Raw genomic sequence first — 26,642 nt, forward strand, 5'->3', positions numbered from 1 at the left:
TGAGTCGATTAGCGTTGAACTCCGCTAGGACCTTGGGGGGAGGCACGCGTGACCACACTTGCTGAAGTACTGATTCTTCGCGGAATGATGCCAATTGAGAGCATTGACTCTGTGGGGACTTCTCACACCGACGAGGAAGCACTCGTTCGAAACTTGCTCGATAGCGGAACCATTTCGCCGGCGCAGCTCGCTTCAGCGCGCGCAGCTCAAGCCGGAGTACCGTTTGTTGAGCTCGTCGACTTCGCTGTTGACCATCAAGCGGTCGCCTTGGCGCCAGCCGCTATTTGTCGCCGTCACGAAGTTCTCCCTATTGCCTTCAGCGAGGGATATCTTGTCTTGGCCATGGTCGATCCCGGCAATATCTTTGCCCTCGACGACATTCGTGCAGCTACCGGCCGTCAGATTCGCGTGGTCGTTGCCGAGCGTAGCGACCTCCAAACCGCTCTCGACCGCTTCCACCGCGCGGACGGTGAACTCTCCAGCCTGAGCAGCGAGCTCGAGCAGGAAGCAACGACGACGGATGTCGCTCTTGCCGCGAACAACAATGAGCCGACCGAAGACGACGCACCTATCGTTCGCTTCGTGAACTTGCTCATCAGCCAGGGCATCCAAGACAAGGCCTCGGACATTCATATTGAGCCCGGTGAGCACGACCTCGGCGTTCGTTACCGTATTGACGGCGTGCTTCACGAAATGCAACGCGCTCCTCGTCAGATTCAGAACGGTGTCATCTCGCGCCTCAAGATCATGGCTGAAATGGACATCGCAGAGCGTCGTAAGCCTCAGGATGGCCGTATCTCCGTCATCCACGGTCAGAAGAAAATCGACCTTCGTGTCGCCACACTGCCGACCGTCTATGGCGAAAAAGTTGTCATGCGAATTCTCGACAACTCGAACACCACGCTGGACTTGAGTCAGCTGTACCTACTCGAACACAACGCGAAGGTGTACAAAGAGGCGTACGTAAAGCCCTACGGCATGATCCTTGTTACCGGTCCTACCGGTTCTGGTAAGTCGACCACGCTGTACACGACTCTGAATGCGGTTGCGCGCCCCGAGATCAACGTCATCACGGTGGAAGACCCGGTGGAGTACCGCATGGCGGGAATCAACCAGGTTCAAGTCAACCCGAAGGCCGGCCTTACATTTGCGAGTGCGCTGCGTTCAATTCTGCGATCTGACCCGGATGTCGTGCTGATTGGTGAAATCCGAGACCAGGAAACGGCGCAGATTGCGATCGAGGCCGCCCTTACTGGCCACCTCGTGTTGAGCACCCTTCACACCAACGACGCTCCGAGTGCCGTCACTCGATTGATTGAGATGGACATTGAACCCTTCTTGGTGGGTTCTGCTATCGACTGTGTCGTGGCCCAGCGTCTGGCGCGCCGTTTGTGTGACCGTTGCAAGCAGCCCGCCGTTCACAACCCGCAAGATCTGGTGAACCTTAAGGTCGGTTTCAATCCCGAAGGTCCCATGCCGACTCTGTATGCGCCGGTCGGGTGCACCGTGTGCTCGAAGACGGGTTACCGCGGCCGAATCGCCCTTCATGAAGTAATGGCGGTCACCGAAGAAATTGAACGCCTCGCGGTCGCGCGCTCGTCGAGTGCTGAAATTGGCCGGGTGGCGGTGGAGCAGGGGATGAGAACTCTGCGGATGGATGGATGGGCTAAGGCCCAGCTCGGTCTAACGACCGTCGAAGAGATTTTGCGCGTCGTCGCATAAGACGAATTATCTGGGGGAATTATGGCTAAGCGGATTTACGACATCCCGTCGCAATCGGTCGATGAGAGTTTGTTTACTCCGAAGGGGCAGAGTGCGCCTGCCGGGCAGAGCGTTCCAACGGATGCGCCACCACCCACGCCGGGAACCAGTGTTCCTGGCGTAGGTACGCCGCAAGCGGCAACTGCGTCACCGTTCCCTGAGTGGGCTCAAACGGGCACTGCGCCGGCAGCGTCGGCGGCGACCGTTCCTGCCTCGCCGCTTCCGACGATCCCGCCGCCGTCTGGTTCGATTAAGAGCACAGATACTTCGGGTGTAACACCCCCGGCCGCACCGCCGGCACCACCGGCCTCACCGACCTCCGCCACCGCTGCACCTCAGAGCGCTCCTGCGTCGGAGCCCGCGGCCGAGGCAACTCAGGCTGAGGCCAGCCAGACAGTAGCAGGTGCTGAAGGCGGGCGCCGCGCTCGCCGGATGGCTAGCGAACCTGTCACGTCGATCGATTCACTTGATGAACTGTTCCGCCAAGCGGCGGCGGGCGCAATGTCTCAGACGTCAGCCGCGACGTCGGCTGCTGGCGCATCACTTCCTGACCCCGATGTCGCTGAACCGGAAGCTCCTGCTGCTTCGGCGGCTTCCGCCGCTGCCGCTCCCGCTGCCGGAACCGCGCCGTCGCCGACCGCTGCCGAAGTTCCCTACTTTACGGAAGACACGCCACGTTCGCCTGCCGACAACCCAACCCAGATCTTGGATGAGGTTTCGGCAGATGCTCCTACGGTGAAATTCCCGTCGCAGTCTGCTCCCGAAGGTGGTCTGCTTGACCTGCCCGACATTGCTCCCGCGGCCGAGGGCGAACTGAATTTCCCACCGCCCGGCGTCGATGAGGGGCTCTTGAGCTTCACAAGCGGATTCGGTGCCGCGGACCCTCAGCCGACGCGAGAGTCCCAGTTGCTCTCGGTGCCCGAGATTGTGGAAGAGGAGCGCGAAGCGCGCCCCGAGATGGAGCTCACGGCGCGGGAGGGATCGAGCCCCGAATTGCTCGACGCTCTCAAAGAAGTCGTCTATACCGGTGCTTCTGACCTCCACATCGCATCGGGTGCTGTTCCCATGATCCGTATTGACGGAGGACTGCAGCCCCTCAAGGGAGTAGCTGCCTGGGATAAGGATCGTACGCGTGACGCCCTGTTCAGCATCCTCGACGAAAAGCAGGAGGAACAATTCCTTGAGGTTCTCGAACTCGACTTTGCGTTCGAGCTATCGGAGGCTGCCCGTTTCCGTGTCAACTTCTACATGGACCGTGGCAACCTGGGCGCTGCCTTCCGCATCATTCCGACCGAGATCAAGCAGTTGAAAGACCTCGGCATCCAGGAGTCAGTTTCCCAGTTTGCAACTCTTCCTCGCGGGTTGGTGCTCGTTACCGGTCCTACAGGGTCCGGTAAGTCGACGACGTTGGCCGCGCTGATCGACTTGGTCAACCGCACCCGTGCTGACCACATCGTCACGGTGGAAGACCCCATCGAGTTCTTGCATGGCAATCAGAAGTCACTGGTTAATCAGCGCGAGGTCGGTCGTGATACTCACTCGTTTACGAACGCCCTTAAGCATGTCTTGCGTCAAGACCCCGATGTCATTCTGATCGGTGAGCTTCGAGACCTAGAAACCATCTCGATCGCGCTGACCGCTGCAGAAACGGGCCACCTCGTGTTCGCCACCCTGCACACTCAGGATGCTGCGCAAACTGTTGACCGCATCATCGATGTTTTCCCGCCGCACCAGCAGGGTCAGGTGCGTACTCAGCTCGCTGCGGTGCTTCAGGGCATCATCTGTCAGACGCTCGTGCGTCGTGCCAGCGGCAAAGGGCGAGTTGTGGCGACAGAAGTACTGACGATGAACCCGGCCATTGGCAACCTCATCCGCGAAGGAAAGATCTATCAGATCCCCTCGGCGATGCAGGCTGGCCGTGGTGCGGGAATGCACACGATGGACCAGCACCTTGCTGGTCTCGCTAAGTCTGGTGCGATTACCGAAGAGGCTGCCATGGCTAAGGCTCATGACCCCGAGGGTATGCACCGATTGATGAGCGACAGCTCAACGGGAGTACCGAGATAATGGCCGCTACGACCTCTTCCACCAAGTCTTTTGAGTACAAGGCCCGCGATCAGTCGGGCAAGGTTGTCAAGGGACGCATTGATGCCTCGAGCGAGAACGCGGTCCTGGTGCGCCTTCGTGCCATGGAGATTAGCCCGATCTCGGTTACTGAAGCGGGTGCCGGCACCGGCCTCAACAAAGAGATCAACATCTCCTTCTTGCAGAAGGGCGTTGGCCTTGATGACCTCGCGGTGATGAGCCGTCAGATGTCGACGATGATCTCGTCGGGACTGTCGCTTATCCGGGCGCTGGTCATCCTCTCGGAGCAGACGGAAAACCCCACGCTTGCGAAGGCTCTCGGAGAGATTCGTCAAGACGTCGAAACCGGTGGAACGCTGTCGGATGCGTTTGCCAAGCACGGCACGGTTTTTCCGCCAATTATGATCCACCTGGTTCGTGCGGGTGAGACGGGCGGATTCCTCGACAACGCGCTCGAATCGATCGCGAACAACTTTGAGGGCGAAGTAAAGCTCCGCGGAACGATTAAGTCTGCGCTGACCTACCCCGTGGTCGTTCTCATTATGGCGATCGCTGCCGTGGTGGGAATGTTGCTCTTCATTGTGCCGGTGTTCGAGGAAATGTTCGCCGACCTCGGTGGCGAGCTGCCACTGCTCACCCAGATGCTGGTGTGGATGTCTGATGGAATGACCATCATTGCCCCGATTCTTGTCGTTGGCGGCATTATCTTCAGCGTGTGGTGGGGCAAGAACAAGCACACAGAAAAGGTCCGTAAGGCTGTTGACCCGTGGAAGCTGCGGGCGCCCGTCTTTGGCCCTCTCTTCCGAAAGGTATCGATCTCGCGCTTCACGCGTAACTTTGGAACCATGCTCGGCGCTGGTGTGCCAATTCTTCATGCACTGTCGATCGTCGGGGAGACGTCGGGAAACTTTGTCATCGAGGAAGCCCTTCGTCGCGTGGCAGACTCTGTCCGTTCCGGTCAGTCGGTTTCTGTTCCTCTAGCCAAAGAGCCGGTCTTCCCTTCGATGGTGACCCAGATGGTCGCCGTTGGTGAAGATGCTGGTTCGATGGAGGTCATGCTCTCGAAGATCGCTGACTTCTACGACGATGAGGTGCAGAAGACTACTGAGCAGCTCACGGCACTTATCGAGCCGCTCATGATTGGTGTCATTGGCGCGATCGTAGGCGTGATGGTCATCGCGCTCTACATGCCGATCTTTGCCATCTTCGACCAGATCAAATAGCACCCAGGCACCTAGCAGCCCCAAGCGGGGGCATCGCGACCCGAGTCGCGATGCCCCCGCTTGGCCGTTGACGTGCATTTCGGTTAGAGGACGCAGCACAGGGGAGTGCGCGCTTTCCGGCCGTCGCGGGCGAGTCCCGTGGAGTTGTGCCGGCGGAATCTACCCCTGAACTAGGCGCAAAAACCGCCACGACTCGCACCTCGCCCCTCAGACTGGGGGCGTGATTCGGGCGGTTCACCCCCGTTTGTGGGATTCTCAGCTAGCCCACATGTTGAGAGTATTTTTTGTGGGGGGCTGAGAAGCTGATTTTTTCTGGGGGCCCCTGTCCAAGATCCGAACCACAGACAGGAAATCCATAATGATCGCACGTTTGAACGAAGCACTGCGCAGCAAGCGCAACGACCTCGAGAACGACCAGAAGGGCTTCACTCTCGTTGAGCTCCTCGTTGTTGTTCTGATCATCGGCATCCTTGCCGCTATCGCTATCCCCTTCTTCCTCAACCAGCGCCAGGGCGCCTGGGAATCGCAGGTCAAGTCGGACATCGCTAACGCTGTTATCGCTGCCGAGACCTACGCGGTAGGCAACAACGGTTCGTTCACGGACCTCGACGAGACTGCTTTGGGTCTTAACGGATTCAAGAAGACCGACAAGGTAATCCTCACGAGCGTTACCCCGACTGCCACCACCTACGTGCTCGTTTTCGGCCACGAGGACTACACCGGCCAGACATGGACCTACGACAGCAGCACCGGTAAGACCGAGAAGGCTGCTTCTTCGACCACGCCGTAGTAGCAAGATAACTACCGAGACGGGGCGTCGCCAAGCGGCGGCGCCCCGTTTCCGTTCCACCCGAGAGTGATCGCTCTCACCAAGGAGAACCCATCTCCGACCGCACAACTTGCACACCCTTATACCCGCACGAAAGGGGCTCATCATGCATAAGGTTCTACAGCGTCTCCGTAGCTCCGACGCAGGGCTGAGCCTTCTCGAGGTACTCGTGGCGATGATGATCTTCGCGGTCGTCTCGCTTGGAGTCCTGCAATCACTAGCCACTGTTCTGGCAATCACGCGCGATAACCGAGCTCGCGTAGTCGCCGCTAACCTCGCTGCCCAAGAGGTAGACCTTGCCCGCGATGCCGGCGACGTCTTTACACTTTTTGACGACACGTACACGAAGACGCTCAATGGTGATGTCTTCACCGTTCGTCGTTCGACGGCGTGGGTCCCGTCAAGCAACACGGAAGCCTCGTGCGGCTCCGGCGGCGGAACGCTCCAGTACAAGCGCATCAATATCGAGGTTTCCTGGCCCAACATGCGAGCCGGTACCGAGCCCGTACGTTTTGACAGCCTGCTTGCTCCGGATGATCGAATCAATGACCCGGCTCTCGGGACGATCCTCGTGTCTGTGCTCGGTGGTTCTGGTGAAGGTTCGGCCGGCGTTAGCGTTGACGCCAGCCCAGCATCACCGCCTGAGGGGGCCCAGAGCCTTTCAACGTCACCAGCCGCGACAGACGCTCAGGGCTGCACCTTCATCCTGAAGGTGGCCCCTGGCAACTACAACGTCAGTGTTTCCCGCTCGGGATACATCACCGATGACGGTCAATCGTCGTCGCCTTCGCAATTGACTCAGGTGGTCGCGGGAACGGCGAGCTCCGTCTCGTTCAACTACGACAAGTCGGCGCGCTTCGACCTGAAGTATGTTGCAACTCCCGCTCCATCAAACGTCGAGATCCCGAAGAACATGGACACGACATTCCTGAGCTCGTATGGCGTCTACACCGACAGCAGCAGCTCATCGAGCCTGACTCGAAATGTCGATCTTTTCCCTTGGCGCTCTGGCTACGTCGGTATCGCGGGGGAGTACATTCCCAAACCGGAAGATTCGGCGAGTACCGCTAAATACTGTGCCTCACCAAACCCTGCGCTGTGGCCGGAAGAGGTTGTGGCGGGAGTGACCTATCGTTCTCCCGACCCGGCACCGGTGGCGGCGAACCCGGGCGGCAGCGTCGACATGGTGGTGCCTATGGGGCTCGTTGACGTGAGTGCGATCTCGGGATCTCGAATTCGAGTGAAGTCGACGGCGCCCGTAGCCGGTAGCGGCGACCCGGGTTGCACCGAGTCGATCACCCTCAACTTCAATTCACTCAATGCGAGCACGCAGTTCATTGCACTGCCATACGGAACGTGGGAGATTGAGCGCCGCGTCGCTGGCGCGTGGATTCCGCTCGGGTTGGGAAGCATCCTGACTCCCGTCATCGGTGGAACCTCCACGGTGCCTGGCGTAGTGACCGTCGACCCTCGAGTGGCAAGCTAATGCGTAGCTTTCGGCGACTTCTCTTCTCTCGCGTATCCCAACTCCGTCACGAACAGCGTGGTGTTACGCTCAGCGAGCTCATTGTCACGGTGGCGCTGATGGGAATGCTTCTCGCGATGGTGATGACGATTTTCGTCACGTTCACCAAAACCTTCAGCGAAGAGCGTTCAGCGTCGGCCAACACCTCGGCCGCGACAATCGCTATGAATGAGCTGACTCGTGTCATTCGGGCGGGTACGGAGAATCCGGTACCATCCGCTACCTTGAATGAGCCCGTCTTCAGTGTGGCCAGTGCCGAGAACGTCGTGTTGCAGGCCTACTTGGATACCGATGCGCTTAGTCCAGAACCGGTCAAAGTTCAGTTCCGCATCACGACGGACCGCACACTGGTTGAGACTCGCTGGGACGCGCGTCCTCTCTCCTCTGGCTATTTTTCGTTCTATAGCGCGGCAGCCTCCGAACGCACCGTCGTCCGTCAGATCGCGACGGGCGGTACTCCAGTGTTTAGGTTCTATACCAAAGACAATGTCGAACTCGTCGTGCCGTCCAGTGGATCCCTTTCCGAATCGCAGCGTCGCCAGATCGCCGCGGTCAAGGTGACAATGACCGTTCAGACGGATCCGACCGGAAGCGCCAAAACTGCAACGCTCGAAAACACCGTAGGTATCCCGAACCTTGGATTCTCCAGGATTGGAATTGATCGATGATCCGCTTTCTTCGTGCCCGTATCGGAGGCGATCAGGGCGCCGCGCTTCCCATGGTGATTGGCATCACTGTCGTCCTCGGTCTCTTGGTGACGACCGCAGTTGCCTACGCCACTGGAGGGTTTCGTCAAGCGGCCGCCACGCAAGAGTGGTCGGCTTCTCTTGCCGCAGCGTACGCCGGTGTTGAGGACTACCAGAGCCGGCTCTCGGAAGACACCTCCTACGTTCAGTACGGAAACCCTCTCGCGGACTTCTCGTCCACGAGTGACGTTCGGCTGCCCACCGGCGCCAACGCGAACCCCGCCTTCAACACCCTCGCCAGCGAGCCCTGGGTGAAGGTGCCCGGTAGCTCGGACAATTCCTACTTTCGCTACGAGGTCGACAACTCGAAGTATCAGAGCAGTGGAACCATCCGCGTGCGGTCGACGGGAAAGGTAGGCGGCGAAACTCGAACGATCGTGGCTGACCTTCGCCAATCCGGCTTTATCGACTTCCTCTATTTCACCGACTACGAAATCATGGACCCTACGTTCAGCAGCGTGAGTAACAACTGTGTGAAGTACTGGTGGGATGGCCGCAGCAGCATCTCAGGGAACTGCGGGGAGATCGCTTTCTCCGGCGGGGACACCGTCGATGGCCCAGTACATTCCAACGACACGATTCGCATTTGCAGCGCGAGCTTCTTGGGAGCAGTTACCACGAGTTACCGACCGTCGAGCGGAAACAAGTACAACCCACGTGACTCCAACGGATACTACTGCAGCGGTCAGTACTTCGACGTCCCCGGTTCGCCGAGCTTTAGTCCCGTGATCGGAATGCCAGCGACGAACTCACAGCATTTGAGAGAGACGCGATCTGATCTTGTCACCGACGGGGTGCCACGCCCAGGCTGCCTGTATACCGGTCCGACGGAAATCCAGTTGAACTCGAACGGCACGATCACGGTGCGCTCGCCGTGGACTAAGAAGACCCAGATCACAGGTTCTCCCGCAACAGGGGGAAGCACGCCGTCAACGTGCGGAAGTCTCTCCGGGCTCCGTAGTAGCTCTGGCGCGACATTCACTTTGCCACCGAGCAACGTGATTTACGTTCAGAATGTGCCGAGCGTCGTAGGCGACCCCAACTACTGGGAGAGCTGGAACCGTCCGAGTGGTCTCTCCTGCGTCGGCGAGAGCGGCTATCGCGACAGCAATGGAAATGGCAACGGCCTTGGCTACCCAATTCGCTACGAGGTCGCTCCGAGTGGAAGCTACGAATGCCGTAATGGAGACCTCTTTGTTAAGGGAACGCTGAACGGTCAAGCAACGCTCTCGGCGGAACACTACATTTACGTAACCGGCGACATCCGCTACAGCGATCCTCAGGAAGACATGCTCGGCCTTGTGGGCAATGACGCAGTCTGGGTGTGGAACCCCACGACGGGATCTAACCGTTACTATCACCACACGCTGCTCGGCGGCTATAACCGACGCATTGATGCTGCGATTCTCTCGGTCGGTCATACTTTCGCCGTTCAGAACCCCAGCATTGGTGGCGGCCGCGGCACCCTTACCGTCAACGGCGCGATCGCTCAGAAGTTCCGCGGAATCGTTCGGAGCGGTAGCGGCGGCTACGTCAAGGACTATGTCTATGACGGCCGACTTAAGTACACGGCACCTCCCAAGTTCCTTTCGCCCGTGACCACCACTTATGGTGTAAACGTGTGGATTGAGGTGGAGCCAGCCTACGAGGCATCAGGTGCCGCTCGATGACGGCAACCTCTCTTCTCGTCGTTTTCGCTGTCATTCTCGGACTTGCTGTTGGCTCGTTCTTGAACGTCGTGGTCTGGCGGTTGCCGCGCGGCGAGAACCTGACCTCGCCACCGAGCGCGTGCCCCAAATGCGAGCACCGCATCCGGTGGTACGACAACATTCCGGTTGTCGGGTGGTTGCTTCTTCGCGGCCGCTGCCGCGACTGTTCCGAGCCGATCGCAGCGCGCTACCCACTAGTGGAAGCAGCGACCGCAGTTGCCTTCGGCGTGACAGCCGGCGTCATCGGGGCAGAGTCCACTCTGATCTGGGCGCTTCCCGCGTTCCTTTACCTTGCAGCGATTTCGATCGCTCTCACCCTCATCGACCTTGACACGCAAACCCTGCCGAATCGCATCGTTCTGCCGTCGATCGTTGTGGGTGCGGTTTTGCTCGCCGTCGCGAGCGCGGGCACTGGAAACTGGGGTGCCTTTCTCAGCGCTCTCGGCGGGGGCGCTGCGCTTTTCGCTTTCTACTTCATCATCGCGATTATTCAGCCCCGTGGCATGGGCATGGGTGACGTCAAACTCGCCGCTGTCCTTGGTCTTTACCTCGGGTGGCTCGGATGGGGGGTCGTCGTCGTGGGTGCTTTTGCGGCATTCTTGCTCGGGGGCGTATTTGCAATCGCATTGCTCATCATTCGGCGGGCAGGCCGGCGCACAGCTATCCCATTTGGGCCGTGGATGATCGCGGGCGCATGGGTTGGCATCGCTTTCGGTTCACAACTGTGGAATGGATATATGGCGGTCACTGGTCTCGTCTGACCGTGACCCGGGGGGAACTATGGGAAAGAAATTAGTGGGGCTGGACATTGGCTCAACAGCAATTCGTGCTGTTGAAGTCGAGAACCCGCACCTTCAGAAGCCAACGGTGCTTCGCTTCGGTGAAGTACCTTTGCCCGAGGGCGCGGTGCGTGCAGGCGAGGTCATCGATTCTGCTACCGTTTCGGCGTCGATCAAGAAGTTGTGGTCAGCGAACGGCATCCGCACGCGCGACGTGGTGGTTGGCTTTGGAAACTCCAAAGTCGTTGCTCGCGATGTGACGGTGCCACGACTGCCGTTGAACCAAGTACGCGAATCGTTGCCTTTTCAGGTGCAAGATTTGCTTCCGGTTCCCGCTTCCGATGCGCTGCTCGACTTCTATCCCGCAGCTGAGGCGGAGGGCGAAACTGGGCCCATGCTCCAGGGCATGCTCGTGGCGGCCATCAAGGCGCCAGTTCTCGTCAATGTGAACGCGGCATCCGCCGGAGGTGTCGCACCTGTCAATGTGGACCTCGCTCCATTCGCTCTGACGCGACTGTTCTCCACACCGGAATTGGGTAGCACGACCACTCTGCTTGTCGATATCGGCGCGTCGACAACGACACTCGTTGCGCTGGAGGGGCACATCCCTCACTTCATTCGCTTCCTTCCTTCAGGCGGCGGCGATATTACTAAAGGAATATCGCAACGACTCGATATTTCTACTCGAGATGCCGAAGCGATCAAGCGATCGGTGGGCGTAATCGCCGCACGTGCCACTGCGGAGCAGCGCCCCGCGCTTGAAGTATCGTTCGAGCTGGTAAACGAGACTTTGATGGCGATTCGGGCAACCATTCAGTACTTCCAGAACGCGCGTAACAATCGCGCGATTGACCGCATTGTGATGACCGGTGGAGGATCGCACCTTCTCGGTCTCGTAGAGACTGTCTCAGAGTTCACTAAAACTCCGGCATCACTACCCGACCCCTTCACGATGACCGCTGTTTCGCGTGGTCTCAAGGGCACAGGATCACCGTTCGATATGTCGGTTGCGCTCGGATTGGTTACGGGGGTCTCGGCATGAGCGACAAGAATCAAAAGGCGCCAAAAGCTCGTAAGGAAGTAAAGGTCCCTACGGCGTATCCGCCGCACGTTAACCTTCTCCCGCCTGAGGTGGGGCAGAAAAAGCAAGCGGCGCGGGCCCGTGGTCGAGCCATTTTTGTCGCGATTGTCGCTATCGGAGTCGTAATTGTTGCGTCAGCGGGAACCAATCTCTATTCGCTTCAGCGCACGCTGACCCTAGAGACCGCGCGAACGGAGACGCAGAATCTCATCAACCAGCAGGGCGAATACAACGACGTTCGCGTCGCCAGCCAGATGGTGGAGTCGACAAAGAGTGCACGACAGTTTGCGACGTCAACTGAGATCTCGGTCAACACACTCATCCTCGCGCTCAACAAGAAGCTGGGCACAGATAGTGCCGTCGTCTCCTATAGCTTCGAGACCGCAACGCCGCTCCAGGCTTATGGCGAGTCCACCTCGGTGCTCGACCCGATTCGTATCGCTCAAGTCGGCTTGGAAGTGTCCTTTCCGAGTGTTGCGGCTGTCGATACGTGGGTCCGTTCGCTACCCGAGATATCGGGGATCTCCGACGCCACTTTGGTATCGGTCGAGCAAGGAGAGGCGGGCGCATATACCGCTTCAGTAATTGTGTTTGTAGACGAGAGCGCGTTGCTCAAGCGTTTTGATCCCGCGGCGCAAGAAGAAGCGGAGACTGCCGAAGAATCTGAGCCTGAGCCTGCGCCTGAGTCAACGCCGGCTCCGTCGCCGACCGAGGACACAGAGGAAGAAGGGAGCGGCTCATGACCTTAACGCGTCTATGGACCCTCATCGGGGTGATCGCTGTAATCGTCATTCTCGCTGCGGGCTACGCCGTCGGAGTCGGGCCGGCATACACCGCGGCAGCCGAGTCTGACCGACAGCTTGCGGACGTCGAACTCCAGAACCAGATCAAGCAGACAGAGCTCGATCGGCTAAAGGCACTTGCCGCAGACTCCACCGAGCTCTTCGCCGAGCTGGACGAACTACAGTTGGCGATCCCGGATTCTCACAACACCTCTAAGTTCGCGGCGCAGGTTCAAGCGATAGCGAGTAAGTCGGAAGTCTCTCTCGTCAACCTCTCCTACGTCAGTGCGAACCTCGCTGTTGCTCCTCAAGCTGACGCGGCGCCGTCGACTCCGGTCGAAGGTGAAGAAGGTGAAGAGGGTGAAGCGACCGCTGAAGTGGACCCTGGCTCTGAGGCGAACACTCAGTCGGTCGCTTCGGTCCCCGGGCTTGTGGCTGTGGCTGTCAACATCGAGGTCGAAGGTGAGTTCGCTGCGGTTCACCTCTTCTTGGAGCGAGTGCAGAAAGCTGTTCGCACCTACACCCTCGGCTCCGTGACGGTAGATCAAGGGGACGAGCCCGGCAGCTTCCAGCTCAAGTCAACCGGTTTTGTGTACGTGCTTCCCGGTACCGACTTGTCCACTGTGACCGGCGTCGTCGACGACGGAACGACAGTCGGCTAGACAGTAATCGCAATAAGGAGGGACGCCACGACCGCTTGGTCGTGGCGTCCTTCCCGTTTCTGAGAGTTGCTTCAGTACACTGAGAGCATCAGTCGCTGGCACGAGGAGGCAACAGTCATGACCGATCCATCTGTAGAGCGTGGTTCTTCTGCCGAGAAAAACGACAACATCGAAGATGCTGTAGTGGTCGACGAGGCCGTTGATGCGGCGGACGCGCCCCAGCACACCACGCCCCTTGTGGATCCAGCCGCGGAGCCCGTCGCTCCCGTTGGTTTCGTTGCGGCTACCGATACGGCGTCGTACGACGATGCCACTCTTGAAGCCGAAGCTGAACCGATGACGGTGCCCGCTCCGGCTGCTGAGACGGAGATTGTGGGCGAGGCCGAGCCACAGGGGACAACAACAGCTGCTCCAAGTGCGGAATCCAGCGAACTGCGAGTGGTTTATGTGACGGCACCGACACCGCCGAAGGTGGCCGGGAATCGAGGCTTCGGCGTATTTATCGCTCTAGCCTCAAGCCTGGTCTTTGCTATCGTCTTCGCTCTCGCAGTGGCGATCATCAGTGCGGCGGCAACCGGCCGTGTTGCTCTCGCATTTATGCAGGCGCCATCGTTCTACGTCCCGGTCGCGTTTTTCGCGTTGGGGGCAATTGTCGTCGCTCTCATTGTGAACCGCGCTGGCTGGGCTGCTCATGTTTTCTCGAGCATCATTGTCGGTCTCGTCGTGTATTTCGGCACGATCGGTGCCTTGTTGTTGATCAATGGCATTATCCAGAACACTCCCGTGCAGGCTCAAGCTATGTTCGTCGGTGCCTTGGCCGATCCGCTGGTTATCGCAGCAGGCCTTATCGGCCGTGAAGTGTCACTGTGGACAGGCGCACTCGTCGCAAAGCGCGGCCGCAAGGTCACCCAGCGCAACAGTGAATCCCGGGCGAAGTGGGAAGCCGAGCTTGCAGAGAAAACTGCTGCTCAACGCTAAGGTGGCGTGCGCAGTCGCGTGCCCTGTTCTGGAGCCTGCGTGTGCGCTGTGATCATTTGACCCCGGTGCGCCCGGGGGGCTATTCTTTCTGAGGTGTGCGCTTTGCCGTGCGCTTGAACTATGCCTCTTGAAGGTCGCCGCGAGAGCGGGGTTCGGGTGCAAGTAACTCCGCACCATTGGGCTCAACCGTCTGGTTGACCCCCACGGCATATTCACGAACCACTCAGAGAAGCTGTTTATTCAGCCTGTGGGCGGGGAGCGGATCCAGATGAACTCGATGTTCTGCCCAGAGCATCGAATGCTAACCATCATGACGCTGTCACCGTGCAGCAAAAACAAGGAGTAATTGAGTGCCCACCATTCAGCAGTTGGTGCGTAAGGGACGCACGCCGAAGGTCGTCAAGACCAAGGCGCCCGCCCTTAAGTCCAACCCGCAGCAGCGCGGCGTTTGCACGCGTGTCTACACAACAACCCCGAAGAAGCCGAACTCGGCGCTGCGTAAGGTTGCTCGTGTCAAGCTTTCTAACGGAACCGAAGTCACTGCCTACATTCCCGGTGAAGGTCACAACCTTCAAGAGCACTCGATGGTGCTCATCCGTGGTGGTCGTGTAAAGGACCTTCCCGGTGTTCGCTACAAGATCGTTCGCGGAGCGCTCGACACCCAGGCCGTAAAGAACCGTAAGCAGGCTCGTAGCCGTTACGGCGCGAAGAAGGACAAGAAGTAATGCCTCGTAAAGGACCAGCACCTAAGCGTCCCGTAGTCGCGGATCCGGTATACGGCGCACCTATTGTCAGCCAGCTTGTCAACAAGATTCTTCTTGACGGCAAGAAGGGCCTCGCAGAGCGCATCGTTTACGGCGCACTCGAAGGCGTAGCAGAGAAGACCGGCCAAGATGCCGTCGTCACCCTCAAGAAGGCTCTCGACAACGTCCGCCCGACCCTTGAGGTCAAGTCGCGTCGCGTCGGTGGATCGACCTACCAAGTGCCTGTTGAGGTCAAGTCGCACCGGGCAAACACGCTCGCACTGCGCTGGCTCACGAGCTACGCAAAGGGTCGTCGCGAAAAGACGATGACCGAGCGTCTCACCAACGAGATCTTGGATGCATCAAATGGACTTGGCGCCGCTGTGAAGCGTCGTGAAGACACCCACAAGATGGCCGAGTCGAACAAGGCATTCGCTCACTACCGCTGGTAGTCAGCACCTCGCAGCGAGGCGGATGAGGGTAAGCCTGATTCGCCTCGCGGCTGAGATTCGTTCTTCACCAACTAACTTTCGGAGGAACCTGTGGCACAGGAAGTGCTCACGGACCTAAAAAAGGTCCGCAATATCGGCATCATGGCTCACATCGATGCCGGCAAGACCACCACGACTGAGCGCATCCTGTTTTACACGGGTGTAAACCACAAAATTGGTGAAACTCACGATGGTGCGTCGACGACTGACTGGATGGAGCAGGAGCAAGAGCGTGGCATCACGATCACGTCTGCTGCTGTGACCTGTTTCTGGAACAAGAACCAGATCAACATCATCGACACCCCCGGCCACGTTGACTTCACGGTCGAGGTGGAGCGTTCGCTCCGCGTTCTCGACGGTGCTGTCGCCGTGTTTGACGGCAAAGAAGGCGTGGAGCCGCAGTCGGAGACTGTATGGCGCCAGGCTGACAAGTACGACGTTCCCCGCATTTGCTTCGTCAACAAGATGGACAAGATGGGCGCGGACTTCTACTACACGGTAGACACCATCGTGAACCGCCTCGGCGCTCGCCCCCTGGTTCTTCAGCTCCCGATCGGACTCGAGTCTGAGTTCGAAGGCGTCGTCGACCTCGTCGAGATGCGTGCGCTTACCTGGCGCGGAGACGCCAAGGGTGACGTTCAGATGGGTGCGAAGTACGCCATCGAAGAGATTCCCGAAGACCTCAAGGAAAAGGCTGAGGAGTACCGCACCGCACTCCTTGAGGTCGTGGCTGAAACCGATGACGCCCTCATGGAGCGTTACTTTGGTGGCGAAGAGATCACGGTTGCGGAGATCAAGGCTGCGATTCGCAAGCTCACCGTCAACAGCGAGATCTACCCCGTGCTTTGTGGTTCTGCCTTCAAGAACCGCGGCGTTCAGCCGATGCTCGATGCGGTTGTTGATTACCTCCCCTCGCCGGTCGATGTGCCTCCCATGGAAGCAACTGACCCCCGCGATGAAGAGAAGATCATCATCCGCAAGCCTGACTCCGCAGAGCCTTTCTCGGCGTTGGCGTTCAAGGTTGCAGTGCACCCCTTCTTCGGTCGCCTGACGTACATTCGCGTGTACTCGGGGCACCTTGACTCTGGCGGAGCTGTTGCTAACTCCACCAAGGGAAAGAAGGAGCGCATCGGAAAGATCTTCCAGATGCACGCCAACAAGGAGATGCCTGTCGACAGCGTCACGGCTGGACACATCTACGCCGTGATCGGCCTCAAGGACACCACGACCGGCGACACTCTGTGTGACCCGAACGAGCAAGTCGTTCTTGAGTCGATGACGTTCCCTGAGCCCGTTATCGAGGTCGCGATCGAGCCAAAGACGAAGGCCGACCAAGAAAAACTTGGCGTCGCTATTCAGAAGCTCGCTGAAGAAGACCCCACGTTCCGTACCGAACAGAACCAGGAAACTGGTCAGACGGTTATCAAGGGAATGGGTGAACTTCACCTCGACATCCTTGTTGACCGTATGAAGCGCGAATTCAACGTTGAAGCCAACGTTGGTAAGCCGCAGGTTGCCTACCGCGAGACGATTCGACGCGTTGTGGACAAGCACGACTACACGCACAAGAAGCAGACCGGTGGATCGGGACAGTTCGCTAAGGTCCAGATTTCGCTTGAGCCTATGGAAGTTGAAGGCGACAACATTTACGAGTTCGTAAATAAAGTCACCGGTGGCCGTATTCCTCGCGAGTACATTGGCTCGATCGATCAGGGCTTCCAGGCCTCGATGAACGTCGGAATCCTCGCAGGATTCCCGATGGTTGGCGTTCGAGGAATTATCCTCGATGGTGCCGCTCACGATGTTGACTCGTCCGAAATGGCGTTCAAGATCGCGGGAACCATGGCTTTCAAGGAAGCTGCTCGTAAGGCAAACCCAGTTCTCCTCGAGCCGCTCATGGCGGTCGAGGTTCGTACTCCCGAGGAGTACATGGGAGATGTCATCGGTGACCTTAACAGTCGCCGTGGACAGATCCAGTCCATGGAGGACGCGACCGGCGTAAAGGTCGTTCGCGCCCACGTACCGCTGTCGGAGATGTTCGGTTACGTTGGCGACTTGAGGTCCAAGACTTCGGGTCGTGCGGTGTACTCGATGACGTTCGACAGTTACTCTGAGGTTCCCCGCGCGGTAGCTGACGAGATTGTTGCAAAGAACAAGGGCGAGTAATCGCCGCACTACCAGCGCGCAACTAACATAGATACACACCAACTTGCAGAACATTCGGCAGCGATAAATCGCCGGATGCGAAGCAACCGAGTCCTGAGGAGGACCCACAGTGGCTAAGGCCAAGTTCGAGCGGACCAAGCCGCACGTAAACATCGGAACCATCGGTCACGTTGACCACGGAAAGACCACGCTCACGGCAGCGATCTCGAAGGTGCTTGCAGACAAGTTCCCTTCGGCAACCAACGTCCAGCGTGACTTCTCGTCGATTGACTCGGCTCCGGAAGAGCGTCAGCGCGGAATTACCATCAACATCTCGCACGTTGAGTACGAGACGACCAAGCGCCACTACGCTCACGTAGACGCTCCCGGTCACGCTGACTACATCAAGAACATGATCACCGGTGCGGCTCAGATGGACGGTGCGATCCTCGTGGTTGCAGCGACCGACGGCCCGATGGCTCAGACTCGTGAGCACGTTCTGCTCGCGAAGCAGGTTGGTGTTCCTTACCTGCTCGTAGCACTCAACAAGTCCGACATGGTTGACGACGAAGAGATCCTTGAGCTCGTTGAGCTTGAGGTTCGTGAGCTCCTGGGCAGCCAGGGCTTCGACGGCGACAACGCACCTGTCGTTCGCGTTTCGGGCCTCAAGGCTCTTGAAGGCGACGAGAAGTGGGTTCAGTCGATCCTCGACCTCATGGACGCTGTTGACGAGAACATCCCCGACCCCGTACGCGACAAGGACAAGCCGTTCTTGATGCCCGTTGAGGACGTCTTCACGATCACCGGTCGTGGAACCGTTGTTACGGGTCGCGCCGAGCGCGGAACCCTCGCGATCAACTCTGACGTTGAGATTGTTGGAATCCGTCCGACCCAGAAGACCACGGTCACTGGTATCGAGATGTTCCACAAGCAGCTCGACGAAGCATGGGCTGGCGAGAACTGTGGTCTGCTCCTGCGCGGAACCAAGCGTGAAGACGTTGAGCGTGGTCAGGTCGTTGTAAAGCCTGGCTCGGTTACTCCTCACACGAACTTCGAGGGAACCGCATACATCCTTTCCAAGGATGAGGGTGGGCGTCACAACCCGTTCTACGCGAACTACCGTCCGCAGTTCTACTTCCGCACCACCGACGTCACCGGCGTCATCACGCTGCCCGAGGGCACCGAGATGGTTATGCCCGGCGACACCACTGACATGACCGTTGAGCTTATTCAGCCCATCGCCATGGAAGAGGGCCTCGGCTTCGCCATCCGTGAGGGTGGACGTACCGTAGGTGCCGGTAAGGTAACCAAGGTTCTGGCGTAAGCTCAGTAACTCATTACGACAAGGGTCGGGCCGAAAGGCTCGGCCCTTTGTCGTTTAACCAGCGATGTTGCTTAGTCGGCGATGTTGCTTAGCGTGTGAGGTTGTCGAATCGGCCCCCGGCGATCGGTCAGTAGTGTCGTTCAGCTGGGACGTCCGGTGAGCCGGCCGGTGAGGGCGCGCGCAGCAGCCATCGTCGCGGCGCCGAGTTCTTCCCAGTGCCCGCCCACCGCATCCGTGCGGAAGGTCAACCCGATCGCTGCTGTGGGGTAGTTGTTGCGATCGAGCGCCGCGGTACCCACCGAGGAGTAGTCGGCGGTGACGTCGCCGATCTCGCTCGCCCAGCCCCGCGCGCGAGCGGAATCCAGCATCCGGTCAAGCTCGGCCAGGGTTTGGGGGCCCGCGGTTTGCCGGCGAGTCAGAGCTGCCCGAGTCGGATACAGGGCGCGGACTTGAGGTGCGGTGAGCCGCGCGAGCATGGCACGGCCAGTGGCAGTGAGATGGGCGGGCAGGCGCACACCGACCGCCGAGACGGTCGTGGGAGCGCGCGTTCCCTGCACGCGGGCCGCGTAGCTGACATCCGCGCCGCTCAATACCGCCAAGTGAGCGACGACCGGGATGGGTGCTTCGCGAGCGAGACTGCGCAGCAGCGGTGAGGCAAGAGCAGAGAGCCTTTCGCTGCGCAGCGCTGAAGTGCCAATCTCAGAGACGAGGGCACTGAGCCCGTAGGTGCGGTCCTCGGGGTAGTGCACAACGAATCCCTCGTCAACCATGACGGCGAGCAGTTGGTAGACGGATGATCGAGGCAGTCCTAGCTCGCGGGCCAACGCCGAGGCGGGCACGGGTCCTTTGCGAGACGCGAGATGGCGCAACACCGCCATAGTGTTGCGCGCTGCCGGAATGCTGGGCACGTTTCCCCTGTCTGATATCTCAGACACCATATCGCGAATCGCTATCGTAGCTGAAGGATGAACGGCGTTCACTGGGATCATGAATCCCGAAACTCCGCAGTCTATTTCTCTTGGTGTTGGCCCCGTCAGCATCGCCGAGGTCGTCGCTGTTGCGCGCCACCATGCGCGCGTGTCGATCTCGCCCGAAGCTATCGCCGAGATCGAGGCGTCGCGCGCCGTCATCGAGGCTCTCGCGAACGACGTTCGGCCGCACTACGGGGTGTCGACAGGCTTTGGCGCCCTCGCCACGAAACACATCGCTCTCGAGCAGCGTGTGCAATTGCAGCGGTCTCTGGTGCGCAGCCATGCCGCCAGCTCCGGTGCGGAGATTGACGCTGAGGTGGTGCGGGCGACCATGCTCTTACGCCTCTCCACGATGACAACCGGGCGAACCGGAGTGCGGCCAGTTGTCGCCGAAACCTATGCCGCACTGCTTAACGCCGACATCACTCCGATCGTGGGAGAGTACGGCAGCCTCGGGTGCTCGGGCGACCTCGCTCCGCTGGCGCATTGCGCGTTGGCGGTCATGGGCGAAGGCGACGTGCGCGTCGCCGGGGAGTTGATGCCCGCTTCCGCTGCTCTCAAGGCTGCCGGTATTGAGCCGGTCGTGCTGCACGAAAAGGAGGGTCTGGCGCTTATCAATGGCACGGACGGGATGCTCGGCATGCTATCGATGGCCATCACCGATCTGAGCGCGTTGCTCACCACCGCCGACCTGTCCGCGGCTCTCAGCGTCGAGGGTCTCGCCGGAACAGATCGCGTCTTCGCCGAAGATCTTCACGCCCTCCGCCCCCACCCCGGCCAGCAGGTGTCCGCCGGTAACATGCGCGCGGTGTTGCGCGATTCGGGAACGATCGCCGCCCACGCCACCAATGGTTTCACCCGAGTGCAGGATGCCTATTCCTTACGTTGTGCTCCGCAGGTTCACGGGGCGGCTCGCGACACGGTTGATCACACGCGACGCGTTGCTGAGCGAGAGTTGCAGAGCGCAATCGATAATCCTGTCGTCACCCTCGATGGCCGCGTGGAGTCGAACGGAAACTTCCATGGGGCGCCCGTGGGATATGCGCTCGACTTCCTTGCGATTGTGGCGGCCGACGTCGCAAGCATGAGTGAACGTCGCACCGACCGCTTCCTCGACAGCAACCGCAACGGCGGGCTGAACGCGTTCCTCGCCGCAGATCCCGGAGTCGACTCAGGTCACATGATCGCGCAGTACACCCAGGCAGGCATCGTCAGCGAGATGAAGCGGCTCGCGGCGCCGGCATCCGTCGACTCGATTCCGACCAGCGCCATGCAAGAGGATCACGTTTCGATGGGCTGGAGTGCCGGTCTCAAGCTGCGTCGCAGCATCGACGGTCTCTCGCGCGTTCTGGCAATCGAACTGTTGACCTCCGCGCGCGGCATTGAGATGCGCGGCGAGAAGCCGTCCCCGGTATCGGCCGCCGTGATCGACACCCTGCGCGAGCGGGTGCCGGGAGCCGGCCCCGACCGTTATCTTGCCCCCGACATTGCCGCGAGCGTTGAACTCGTGCAGTCGGGTGCCCTTGTTGCAGCAGCACGTTCCGTCACCGAACTTCACTAGGAGCAGTCATGATTCAGGCACAGCGTGGTTCCACCCTCACTACTCTCGGCTGGCAGCAGGAGGGCGCTCTGCGGATGCTGCAGAACAACCTCGACCCGGAGGTTGCCGAGCATCCCGAAGATCTCGTCGTCTATGGCGGCACGGGCAAGGCTGCCCGCGACTGGCCCAGCTACCATGCGATCGTGCGCTCGCTCACGACGCTCAAGGGCGACGAGACGCTGCTCGTGCAGTCGGGCAAGCCCGTCGGTGTGATGCAGACGCATGAGTGGGCGCCCCGCGTGCTGCTCGCCAACTCCAACCTCGTGGGCGACTGGGCGAACTGGGATGAGTTCCGTCGGCTCGAGCAGTTGGGCCTCACAATGTACGGCCAAATGACGGCCGGGTCGTGGATCTACATTGGTACGCAGGGCATTCTGCAAGGCACGTACGAAACTTTCTCTGCGGTTGCGGCGAAACGATTCGGTGGCACTCTAGCGGGCACCATCACCCTCACGGCCGGCCTCGGAGGCATGGGCGGCGCTCAGCCCCTCGCCGTAACCATGAACGACGGTGTCGCGATCTGCATCGATGTTGATCAGAGCCGCATCACTCGGCGTATCGATCATGGCTACCTCGACGTCGAGGCGACGTCGCTCGCGCACGCCGTCGAGCTCGCCGTTGCGGCTCGCGATGCGAAGAAGGCGCTATCGATCGGCGTGCTTGCCAACGCGGCTGCAGCCGTGCCTGAGTTGCTCGCGATGGGCGCCCCGATCGATATCGTCACCGACCAGACCAGCGCACACGACCCCCTCGCGTACTTGCCGCTCGGCGTTGACTTCCACGACTGGGAGAGCGCCCGTAGCCACCCGGACTTCGCCCAGCGCGCTCGCGAGTCTATGGCGATCCACGTTGAAGCGATGGTGGGTTTCCAGCGTCAGGGTGCCGAGGTCTTTGACTACGGCAACAACATCCGCACCGAGGCGCGCGCAGCAGGGTACGCGGATGCGTTTGCGTTTCCGGGGTTCGTGCCGGCCTACATCCGTCCGTTGTTCGCGGAGGGTAAGGGACCGTTCCGGTGGGCCGCCCTCAGCGGCGAGGCCCGCGACATCCACAAGACAGACAGGGCCATTCTTGAGCTGTTCCCCGAGAACGAATCGCTCGCGCGCTGGATCACGCTGGCAGGGGAGCGGGTGCACTTCCAAGGTCTGCCCGCCCGCATCTGCTGGCTCGGCTATGGCGAACGCGACAAGGCGGGCCTCAAGTTCAACGAGATGGTCGCCTCTGGTGAGCTGGCTGCCCCGCTGGCTATTGGTCGCGATCATCTCGATAGCGGGTCGGTGGCGTCCCCGTACCGCGAAACCGAAGCAATGAAAGATGGTTCGGATGCGATTGCCGACTGGCCGTTGCTCAACGCGCTGGTGAACACGTCGTCGGGGGCAACGTGGGTCTCTATTCACCACGGTGGCGGCGTTGGCATTGGCCGGTCGATCCACGCCGGCCAGGTGACGGTCGCTGACGGAACCGAGTTGGCGGCCCAGAAGCTTGAGCGCGTTCTCACGAACGATCCCGGGATGGGAGTGATCCGTCACGTCGATGCTGGCTACGATGAAGCCATCGCGGTCGCTGATGATCTCGGCGTTCGCATCCCTATGAACGAGGCTCCACTCACGAAGGGCGACAATGCTGAGCGCTGATCCGCTGTGGCCACGGGCGGGAGACTGGCCCGCGCCGGTTGCTGATGAATGGGCGGATGTCGCGCTCATCGGTATGCCGACTTCGCGTACGTCGCTCTCGCCGACTCAAGCGCACACCACGCCTCAGGCGGTGCGGGAGGCTCTGCGGCGTTATGCCGCGCTGTCTGATCTGCGGATCGTCGACGCCGGCAACGTGCGCGAGCCTGACTTGAACGAAGCGGATGCGATCGAGGCGGTCGCTGAGCTGCGAGCCGAGCTTGTTATTGCTTTGGGCGGCGATAACGCCGCAACGGTACCCACCGCCCTCGGACGCTGGGGATCACAGATCGCCACCGCTGGGCTCATCACGCTCGATGCCCACTACGACCTACGCGACGGAACGAGTAATGGTTCGCCCGTCCGTCGACTTCTCGAGGCAGGCCTCGACGGCAACCGCGTGGTGCAGATTGGTATCGAGCCGCTGGCGAACTCGCTGGCCTACGCCGAGCGAGCCCGCGAGGCGGGAATCACCGTCATCACTCGTGACGAACTGCGCTCGCGGTCGATGGAGGAGGTCATGGCGCAGGCCCTTGAGATTGCGGGTGCTGCTGGTGGCCCCATCCACGTCGATCTCGATGTCGATGTCTGCGACCGCGCGGTTACTCCCGCTTGCCCCGCGTCAGTACCGGGTGGCATTGCGGCGATTGACCTGCGCGCTGCCGCACGGATTGCTGCCGCGCATCCGGCGGTCTGTTCGATTGACCTTGTCGAAGTGGATGCCGCTGCAGACTCTGCCGACGAACGCACGGTGCGCCTCGTGGCCCTCTGCGTTCTCGAAGCGATCTCCGGAGTGGCACTGCGATGACGAATGCCGCAAACACGTGCACTGCGAACGCCAGCACCGCGAACGCCAGCACTGTGATCACGAATATCGGGCTTCTCCTGACTCACGACAGCGAGCAGCCAGAGATCGAGAATGCCGCCATTGTTTTCGACGGCGGCCGCGTGGCGTGGTGGGGCCCGACCGAGCAAGCCCCCGCTGCCGACGAGCACGTGGATGCCGCGGGTCGCTGCGTGCTTCCAGGTTTTGTTGATAGCCACAGCCACCTTCTCTTCGCGGGCGACCGCTCGGAGGAGTTCGAAGCGCGCATGGCGGGTCGTCGCTACGGGGCGGGCGGCATCCGGCGCACCGTTGCGCTGTCGCGGGAGGCAACCGACGACGAACTGCTCGCCAACGCCACGGCGCTCGTGGCAGAGATGCGCCGCCAAGGCACAACCACGATCGAGATCAAGAGCGGTTACGGCCTCAGCGTTCACGATGAGGCGCGGATGCTGCGCCTTGCCTCCACGCTCACCGACGAGACAACCTTCCTCGGCGCCCACGTCGTGCCGGCCGAATACGCCGAGGACCGCGCCGCTTACGTCTCGCTCGTCAGGGGAGAGATGCTCGACGCCTGCGCCCCGTTCTCGCGTTGGATCGATGTGTTCTGCGACAACGGTGCCTTTACCGAAGACGAAACGCGCTCCATCATCACTGCCGGCCAGGCCGCCGGCTTGGGTGCTCGTCTTCACGGCGCGCAATTGGGGGAGTCCGGCGCCGTGCAGCTCGCGGTTGAGCTCGGCGCTGCGAGCGTCGACCACTGCACCTATCTCTCCGACGACGATGTCGACGCGCTCGCCGCCAGCACTACGAGCGTCGGCCTCGTGCCCGGCGTCGAGTTCTCGACGAAGCATCCGTTCGTGGATGCCCGGCGCCTGCTTGACGCGGGCGTCGCCGTTGCGCTCGCCAGCGACTGCAATCCCGGCTCCAGCTTCACGTCATCCCTCCCGTTCTGCATCGCACTGGCGGTGCGGGAGATGGGAATGACGTCCGCCGAAGCGGTGACGGCAGCGACTCTCGGGGGAGCACGCTCGCTGCAGCGCGGTGACGTGGGTCATTTGCGGGTCGGCGCGCGAGCACATGCCCAGATTTTGGATGCTCCGCACTACCGTCATCTGGCGTACCGGCCAGGCGTTCCGCTGGTCTCGAGCGTCTTTCTGGATGGCGTTCATGAGCGTGTGCGGCCGCTGGGCTGAGAGCCGGCTAAACCCCGTCATATCGGCACCCAGAAGTGCTGAAAAAGAATGATCTGGATGCCGTACTTTCGGCATCGAGAAGTAGCCTGAAATTCCGACACGCCCGGGTTGCAGCAAATGCCGGGATGTGACAGACTCTTCTAGTTCAACATTTCGCCGCCCTGTGCGCGCGGATCACTCCCAGTCAGTGCATAGTTCCACAACGTGCGGGTCACGCAGAGCGTGAATCACACAGCGTGTAGCAGCTAGGCCGCGGGGAGAAGAACCAAGCTTAACCAACTCCCCAATTGATCACTCGAAAGAGTTATTGCTGCGGGAGACGCGTGTGCTGGCTCGCCAGCATGTGCTCCTCGCGGCCTCGCGGGTTGGTATCACGAGCAGTGACAGCAAGAACTTGACAGATAAATAGTGGTGCGAAAGCAGAAGTGCTGAGTGTCTTCGGGTGGCAACATTCGGCGTCGAACAGCCCAGGTGCACGCAGTGCCTCAACAGTACTAAGGGAAGAGAGCCAGTCATGGCGGGACAGAAGATCCGCATCCGACTCAAGTCGTACGACCACGAGGTCATCGACTCATCGGCACGCAAGATCGTTGACACGGTTACCCGCGCGGGTGCCACGGTAGTAGGCCCAGTGCCGCTGCCCACTGAGAAGAACGTGGTTGCGGTAATCCGCTCACCTCACAAGTACAAGGACAGCCGCGAGCACTTCGAAAAGCGCACCCACAAGCGGCTCATCGACATCATCGACCCGACGCCCAAGGCTGTGGATTCGCTCATGCGTCTCGACCTGCCGGCCGACGTCAACATCGAGATCAAGCTTTAGCTCGCGCAGTTATTGAGCGACTGAGCCGATAAGGAAAATAATGTCTACAACTAAGACGACCAAGGGTCTGCTGGGCAAGAAGCTCGGCATGACGCAGGTTTGGGACGAGAACAACAAGCTCGTTCCCGTGACCGTTGTCGAAATCACCCCGAATGTTGTTACGCAGCTGCGTAGCCCCGAGGTTGATGGATACAGCGCTGTCCAGATCGCGTACGGCCAGATTGATCCTCGTAAGGTCAACAAGCCTCTCACCGGTCACTTTGACAAAGCAGGTGTAACGCCGCGCCGTCACCTCACCGAAATTCGCACCCCTGACGCCGCGGAATACACCGTTGGCCAAGAGCTCACGGTCGACATCTTCACCCCCGGCTCGAAGGTCGACGTTGTCGGCACGAGCAAGGGTAAGGGTTTCGCCGGTGTTATGAAGCGTCACAACTTCAAGGGCGTATCGGCAAGCCACGGTGCGCACCGTAACCACCGCAAGCCTGGTTCCATTGGTGCTTCGTCGACCCCCAGCCGTGTCTTCAAGGGCATGCGTATGGCCGGTCGTATGGGTGGTGACCGTGTAACGGTTATGAACCTCGCTGTCCACTCGATCGACCTCGAGAAGGGACTCGTGCTCATTAAGGGCGCTGTCCCCGGTGCTCGTGGCCGTATCGTCTTCGTCCGCAACGCAGTGAAGGGGGCGTAGTACAC

At 60.2% G+C, this 26,642-nt stretch carries 23 protein-coding genes; 22 read left to right on the top strand and 1 reads right to left on the bottom strand.

Annotation, left to right across the window (positions count from 1 at the left end; translation table 11 throughout):
* Positions 1 to 48 precede the first annotated feature (48 nt).
* From ACR3YK_RS07490 to tuf, 16 genes are all read left to right on the top strand, one after another.
* Positions 49 to 1,722: a GspE/PulE family protein gene (locus ACR3YK_RS07490; protein WP_486174298.1), complete on the top strand. Its 1,674-nt coding sequence runs from the start codon at positions 49 to 51 to the stop codon at positions 1,720 to 1,722.
* A gap of 21 nt (positions 1,723 to 1,743) precedes the next feature.
* On the top strand, positions 1,744 to 3,828 hold the full coding sequence (locus ACR3YK_RS07495; protein ID WP_486174299.1) for a type IV pilus twitching motility protein PilT: 2,085 nt from the start codon (positions 1,744 to 1,746) through the stop codon (positions 3,826 to 3,828).
* Positions 3,828 to 5,069, top strand: a complete 1,242-nt coding sequence (locus ACR3YK_RS07500; RefSeq protein WP_486174300.1) for a type II secretion system F family protein — start codon at positions 3,828 to 3,830, stop codon at positions 5,067 to 5,069. Before ACR3YK_RS07495 ends, ACR3YK_RS07500 begins: the two co-directional genes overlap by 1 nt.
* 358 nt (positions 5,070 to 5,427) lie before the next feature.
* Complete coding sequence (locus ACR3YK_RS07505) at positions 5,428 to 5,859, top strand: prepilin-type N-terminal cleavage/methylation domain-containing protein (protein WP_486174301.1); 432 nt, start codon at positions 5,428 to 5,430, stop codon at positions 5,857 to 5,859.
* A gap of 145 nt (positions 5,860 to 6,004) precedes the next feature.
* On the top strand, positions 6,005 to 7,384 hold the full coding sequence (locus tag ACR3YK_RS07510) for a type IV pilus modification PilV family protein (RefSeq protein ID WP_486174302.1): 1,380 nt from the start codon (positions 6,005 to 6,007) through the stop codon (positions 7,382 to 7,384).
* On the top strand, positions 7,384 to 8,091 hold the full coding sequence (locus tag ACR3YK_RS07515) for a type II secretion system protein (RefSeq protein WP_486174303.1): 708 nt from the start codon (positions 7,384 to 7,386) through the stop codon (positions 8,089 to 8,091). The genes ACR3YK_RS07510 and ACR3YK_RS07515 overlap by 1 nt, the downstream gene beginning before the upstream one ends.
* Positions 8,088 to 9,839, top strand: a complete 1,752-nt coding sequence (locus ACR3YK_RS07520; RefSeq protein ID WP_486174304.1) for a hypothetical protein — start codon at positions 8,088 to 8,090, stop codon at positions 9,837 to 9,839. The genes ACR3YK_RS07515 and ACR3YK_RS07520 overlap by 4 nt, the downstream gene beginning before the upstream one ends.
* Complete coding sequence (locus ACR3YK_RS07525) at positions 9,836 to 10,639, top strand: prepilin peptidase (protein ID WP_486174305.1); 804 nt, start codon at positions 9,836 to 9,838, stop codon at positions 10,637 to 10,639. The genes ACR3YK_RS07520 and ACR3YK_RS07525 overlap by 4 nt, the downstream gene beginning before the upstream one ends.
* Before the next feature lie 19 nt (positions 10,640 to 10,658).
* Positions 10,659 to 11,699 carry a type IV pilus assembly protein PilM gene (gene pilM, locus ACR3YK_RS07530; RefSeq protein WP_486174306.1) on the top strand — a complete coding sequence of 347 codons (1,041 nt, stop codon included), beginning with the start codon at positions 10,659 to 10,661 and terminating at the stop codon, positions 11,697 to 11,699.
* Positions 11,696 to 12,481 carry a fimbrial assembly protein gene (locus tag ACR3YK_RS07535; protein WP_486174307.1) on the top strand — a complete coding sequence of 262 codons (786 nt, stop codon included), beginning with the start codon at positions 11,696 to 11,698 and terminating at the stop codon, positions 12,479 to 12,481. The genes pilM and ACR3YK_RS07535 overlap by 4 nt, the downstream gene beginning before the upstream one ends.
* Positions 12,478 to 13,182, top strand: coding sequence for a hypothetical protein (locus ACR3YK_RS07540; RefSeq protein WP_486174308.1), 705 nt, complete (start codon positions 12,478 to 12,480; stop codon positions 13,180 to 13,182). Before ACR3YK_RS07535 ends, ACR3YK_RS07540 begins: the two co-directional genes overlap by 4 nt.
* A 117-nt stretch (positions 13,183 to 13,299) precedes the next feature.
* A complete protein-coding gene (locus ACR3YK_RS07545) occupies positions 13,300 to 14,160 on the top strand; it encodes a hypothetical protein (protein WP_486174309.1) in 861 nt (286 codons plus the stop codon).
* A gap of 350 nt (positions 14,161 to 14,510) precedes the next feature.
* Complete coding sequence (gene rpsL / locus ACR3YK_RS07550; protein WP_009773141.1) at positions 14,511 to 14,885, top strand: 30S ribosomal protein S12; 375 nt, start codon at positions 14,511 to 14,513, stop codon at positions 14,883 to 14,885.
* Complete coding sequence (gene rpsG / locus ACR3YK_RS07555; protein WP_486174310.1) at positions 14,885 to 15,355, top strand: 30S ribosomal protein S7; 471 nt, start codon at positions 14,885 to 14,887, stop codon at positions 15,353 to 15,355. Before rpsL ends, rpsG begins: the two co-directional genes overlap by 1 nt.
* 90 nt (positions 15,356 to 15,445) lie before the next feature.
* Positions 15,446 to 17,560, top strand: a complete 2,115-nt coding sequence (gene fusA, locus ACR3YK_RS07560) for an elongation factor G (RefSeq protein WP_486174311.1) — start codon at positions 15,446 to 15,448, stop codon at positions 17,558 to 17,560.
* Positions 17,561 to 17,669: 109 nt separating this feature from the next.
* Entirely contained in the window at positions 17,670 to 18,863 is a 1,194-nt protein-coding gene (gene tuf / locus ACR3YK_RS07565; RefSeq protein ID WP_486174312.1) for an elongation factor Tu, read from the top strand.
* A gap of 140 nt (positions 18,864 to 19,003) precedes the next feature.
* Here tuf and ACR3YK_RS07570 read toward each other — a convergent pair whose 3' ends face one another.
* Positions 19,004 to 19,771: an IclR family transcriptional regulator gene (locus ACR3YK_RS07570; protein WP_486174313.1), complete on the bottom strand. Its 768-nt coding sequence runs from the start codon at positions 19,769 to 19,771 to the stop codon at positions 19,004 to 19,006.
* A gap of 79 nt (positions 19,772 to 19,850) precedes the next feature.
* Here ACR3YK_RS07570 and hutH point away from each other — a divergent pair, with 79 nt between their 5' ends.
* The 6 genes from hutH to rplC all read left to right on the top strand — a co-directional run bounded on the left by hutH (position 19,851) and on the right by rplC (position 26,637).
* Entirely contained in the window at positions 19,851 to 21,395 is a 1,545-nt protein-coding gene (hutH, locus tag ACR3YK_RS07575) for a histidine ammonia-lyase (protein WP_486174314.1), read from the top strand.
* A gap of 8 nt (positions 21,396 to 21,403) precedes the next feature.
* Positions 21,404 to 23,068 carry a urocanate hydratase gene (gene hutU, locus ACR3YK_RS07580; protein WP_486174315.1) on the top strand — a complete coding sequence of 555 codons (1,665 nt, stop codon included), beginning with the start codon at positions 21,404 to 21,406 and terminating at the stop codon, positions 23,066 to 23,068.
* Positions 23,055 to 23,912, top strand: coding sequence for an arginase family protein (locus tag ACR3YK_RS07585; RefSeq protein WP_486174316.1), 858 nt, complete (start codon positions 23,055 to 23,057; stop codon positions 23,910 to 23,912). The genes hutU and ACR3YK_RS07585 overlap by 14 nt, the downstream gene beginning before the upstream one ends.
* On the top strand, positions 23,909 to 25,123 hold the full coding sequence (gene hutI, locus ACR3YK_RS07590) for an imidazolonepropionase (RefSeq protein ID WP_486174317.1): 1,215 nt from the start codon (positions 23,909 to 23,911) through the stop codon (positions 25,121 to 25,123). The genes ACR3YK_RS07585 and hutI overlap by 4 nt, the downstream gene beginning before the upstream one ends.
* Positions 25,124 to 25,637: 514 nt before the next feature.
* Positions 25,638 to 25,946, top strand: a complete 309-nt coding sequence (rpsJ, locus tag ACR3YK_RS07595; protein WP_100388190.1) for a 30S ribosomal protein S10 — start codon at positions 25,638 to 25,640, stop codon at positions 25,944 to 25,946.
* 40 nt (positions 25,947 to 25,986) lie between these two features.
* The gene (gene rplC, locus ACR3YK_RS07600; RefSeq protein ID WP_486174318.1) at positions 25,987 to 26,637 is read left to right on the top strand and encodes a 50S ribosomal protein L3; all 651 of its coding nucleotides are present in this window, start codon (positions 25,987 to 25,989) and stop codon (positions 26,635 to 26,637) included.
* The last annotated feature ends 5 nt before the right edge of the window (positions 26,638 to 26,642 follow it).

The sequence above is a fragment of the Salinibacterium sp. 10G20-15 genome (genome assembly GCF_057365065.1).

Excerpts from the sequence above, each read along its gene's own strand:
- ACR3YK_RS07495 (WP_486174299.1), top strand. The coding sequence starts at position 1,744 with ATGGCTAAGCGGATTTACGACATCCCGTCGCAATCGGTCGATGAGAGT.
- ACR3YK_RS07500 (WP_486174300.1), top strand. The coding sequence starts at position 3,828 with ATGGCCGCTACGACCTCTTCCACCAAGTCTTTTGAGTACAAGGCCCGC.
- ACR3YK_RS07505 (WP_486174301.1), top strand. The coding sequence starts at position 5,428 with ATGATCGCACGTTTGAACGAAGCACTGCGCAGCAAGCGCAACGACCTC.
- ACR3YK_RS07510 (WP_486174302.1), top strand. The coding sequence starts at position 6,005 with ATGCATAAGGTTCTACAGCGTCTCCGTAGCTCCGACGCAGGGCTGAGC.
- ACR3YK_RS07515 (WP_486174303.1), top strand. The coding sequence starts at position 7,384 with ATGCGTAGCTTTCGGCGACTTCTCTTCTCTCGCGTATCCCAACTCCGT.
- ACR3YK_RS07520 (WP_486174304.1), top strand. The coding sequence starts at position 8,088 with ATGATCCGCTTTCTTCGTGCCCGTATCGGAGGCGATCAGGGCGCCGCG.
- ACR3YK_RS07525 (WP_486174305.1), top strand. The coding sequence starts at position 9,836 with ATGACGGCAACCTCTCTTCTCGTCGTTTTCGCTGTCATTCTCGGACTT.
- pilM (WP_486174306.1), top strand. The coding sequence starts at position 10,659 with ATGGGAAAGAAATTAGTGGGGCTGGACATTGGCTCAACAGCAATTCGT.
- ACR3YK_RS07535 (WP_486174307.1), top strand. The coding sequence starts at position 11,696 with ATGAGCGACAAGAATCAAAAGGCGCCAAAAGCTCGTAAGGAAGTAAAG.
- ACR3YK_RS07540 (WP_486174308.1), top strand. The coding sequence starts at position 12,478 with ATGACCTTAACGCGTCTATGGACCCTCATCGGGGTGATCGCTGTAATC.
- ACR3YK_RS07545 (WP_486174309.1), top strand. The coding sequence starts at position 13,300 with ATGACCGATCCATCTGTAGAGCGTGGTTCTTCTGCCGAGAAAAACGAC.
- rpsG (WP_486174310.1), top strand. The coding sequence starts at position 14,885 with ATGCCTCGTAAAGGACCAGCACCTAAGCGTCCCGTAGTCGCGGATCCG.
- hutH (WP_486174314.1), top strand. The coding sequence starts at position 19,851 with ATGAATCCCGAAACTCCGCAGTCTATTTCTCTTGGTGTTGGCCCCGTC.
- hutU (WP_486174315.1), top strand. The coding sequence starts at position 21,404 with ATGATTCAGGCACAGCGTGGTTCCACCCTCACTACTCTCGGCTGGCAG.
- ACR3YK_RS07585 (WP_486174316.1), top strand. The coding sequence starts at position 23,055 with ATGCTGAGCGCTGATCCGCTGTGGCCACGGGCGGGAGACTGGCCCGCG.
- hutI (WP_486174317.1), top strand. The coding sequence starts at position 23,909 with ATGACGAATGCCGCAAACACGTGCACTGCGAACGCCAGCACCGCGAAC.
- rpsJ (WP_100388190.1), top strand. The coding sequence starts at position 25,638 with ATGGCGGGACAGAAGATCCGCATCCGACTCAAGTCGTACGACCACGAG.
- rplC (WP_486174318.1), top strand. The coding sequence starts at position 25,987 with ATGTCTACAACTAAGACGACCAAGGGTCTGCTGGGCAAGAAGCTCGGC.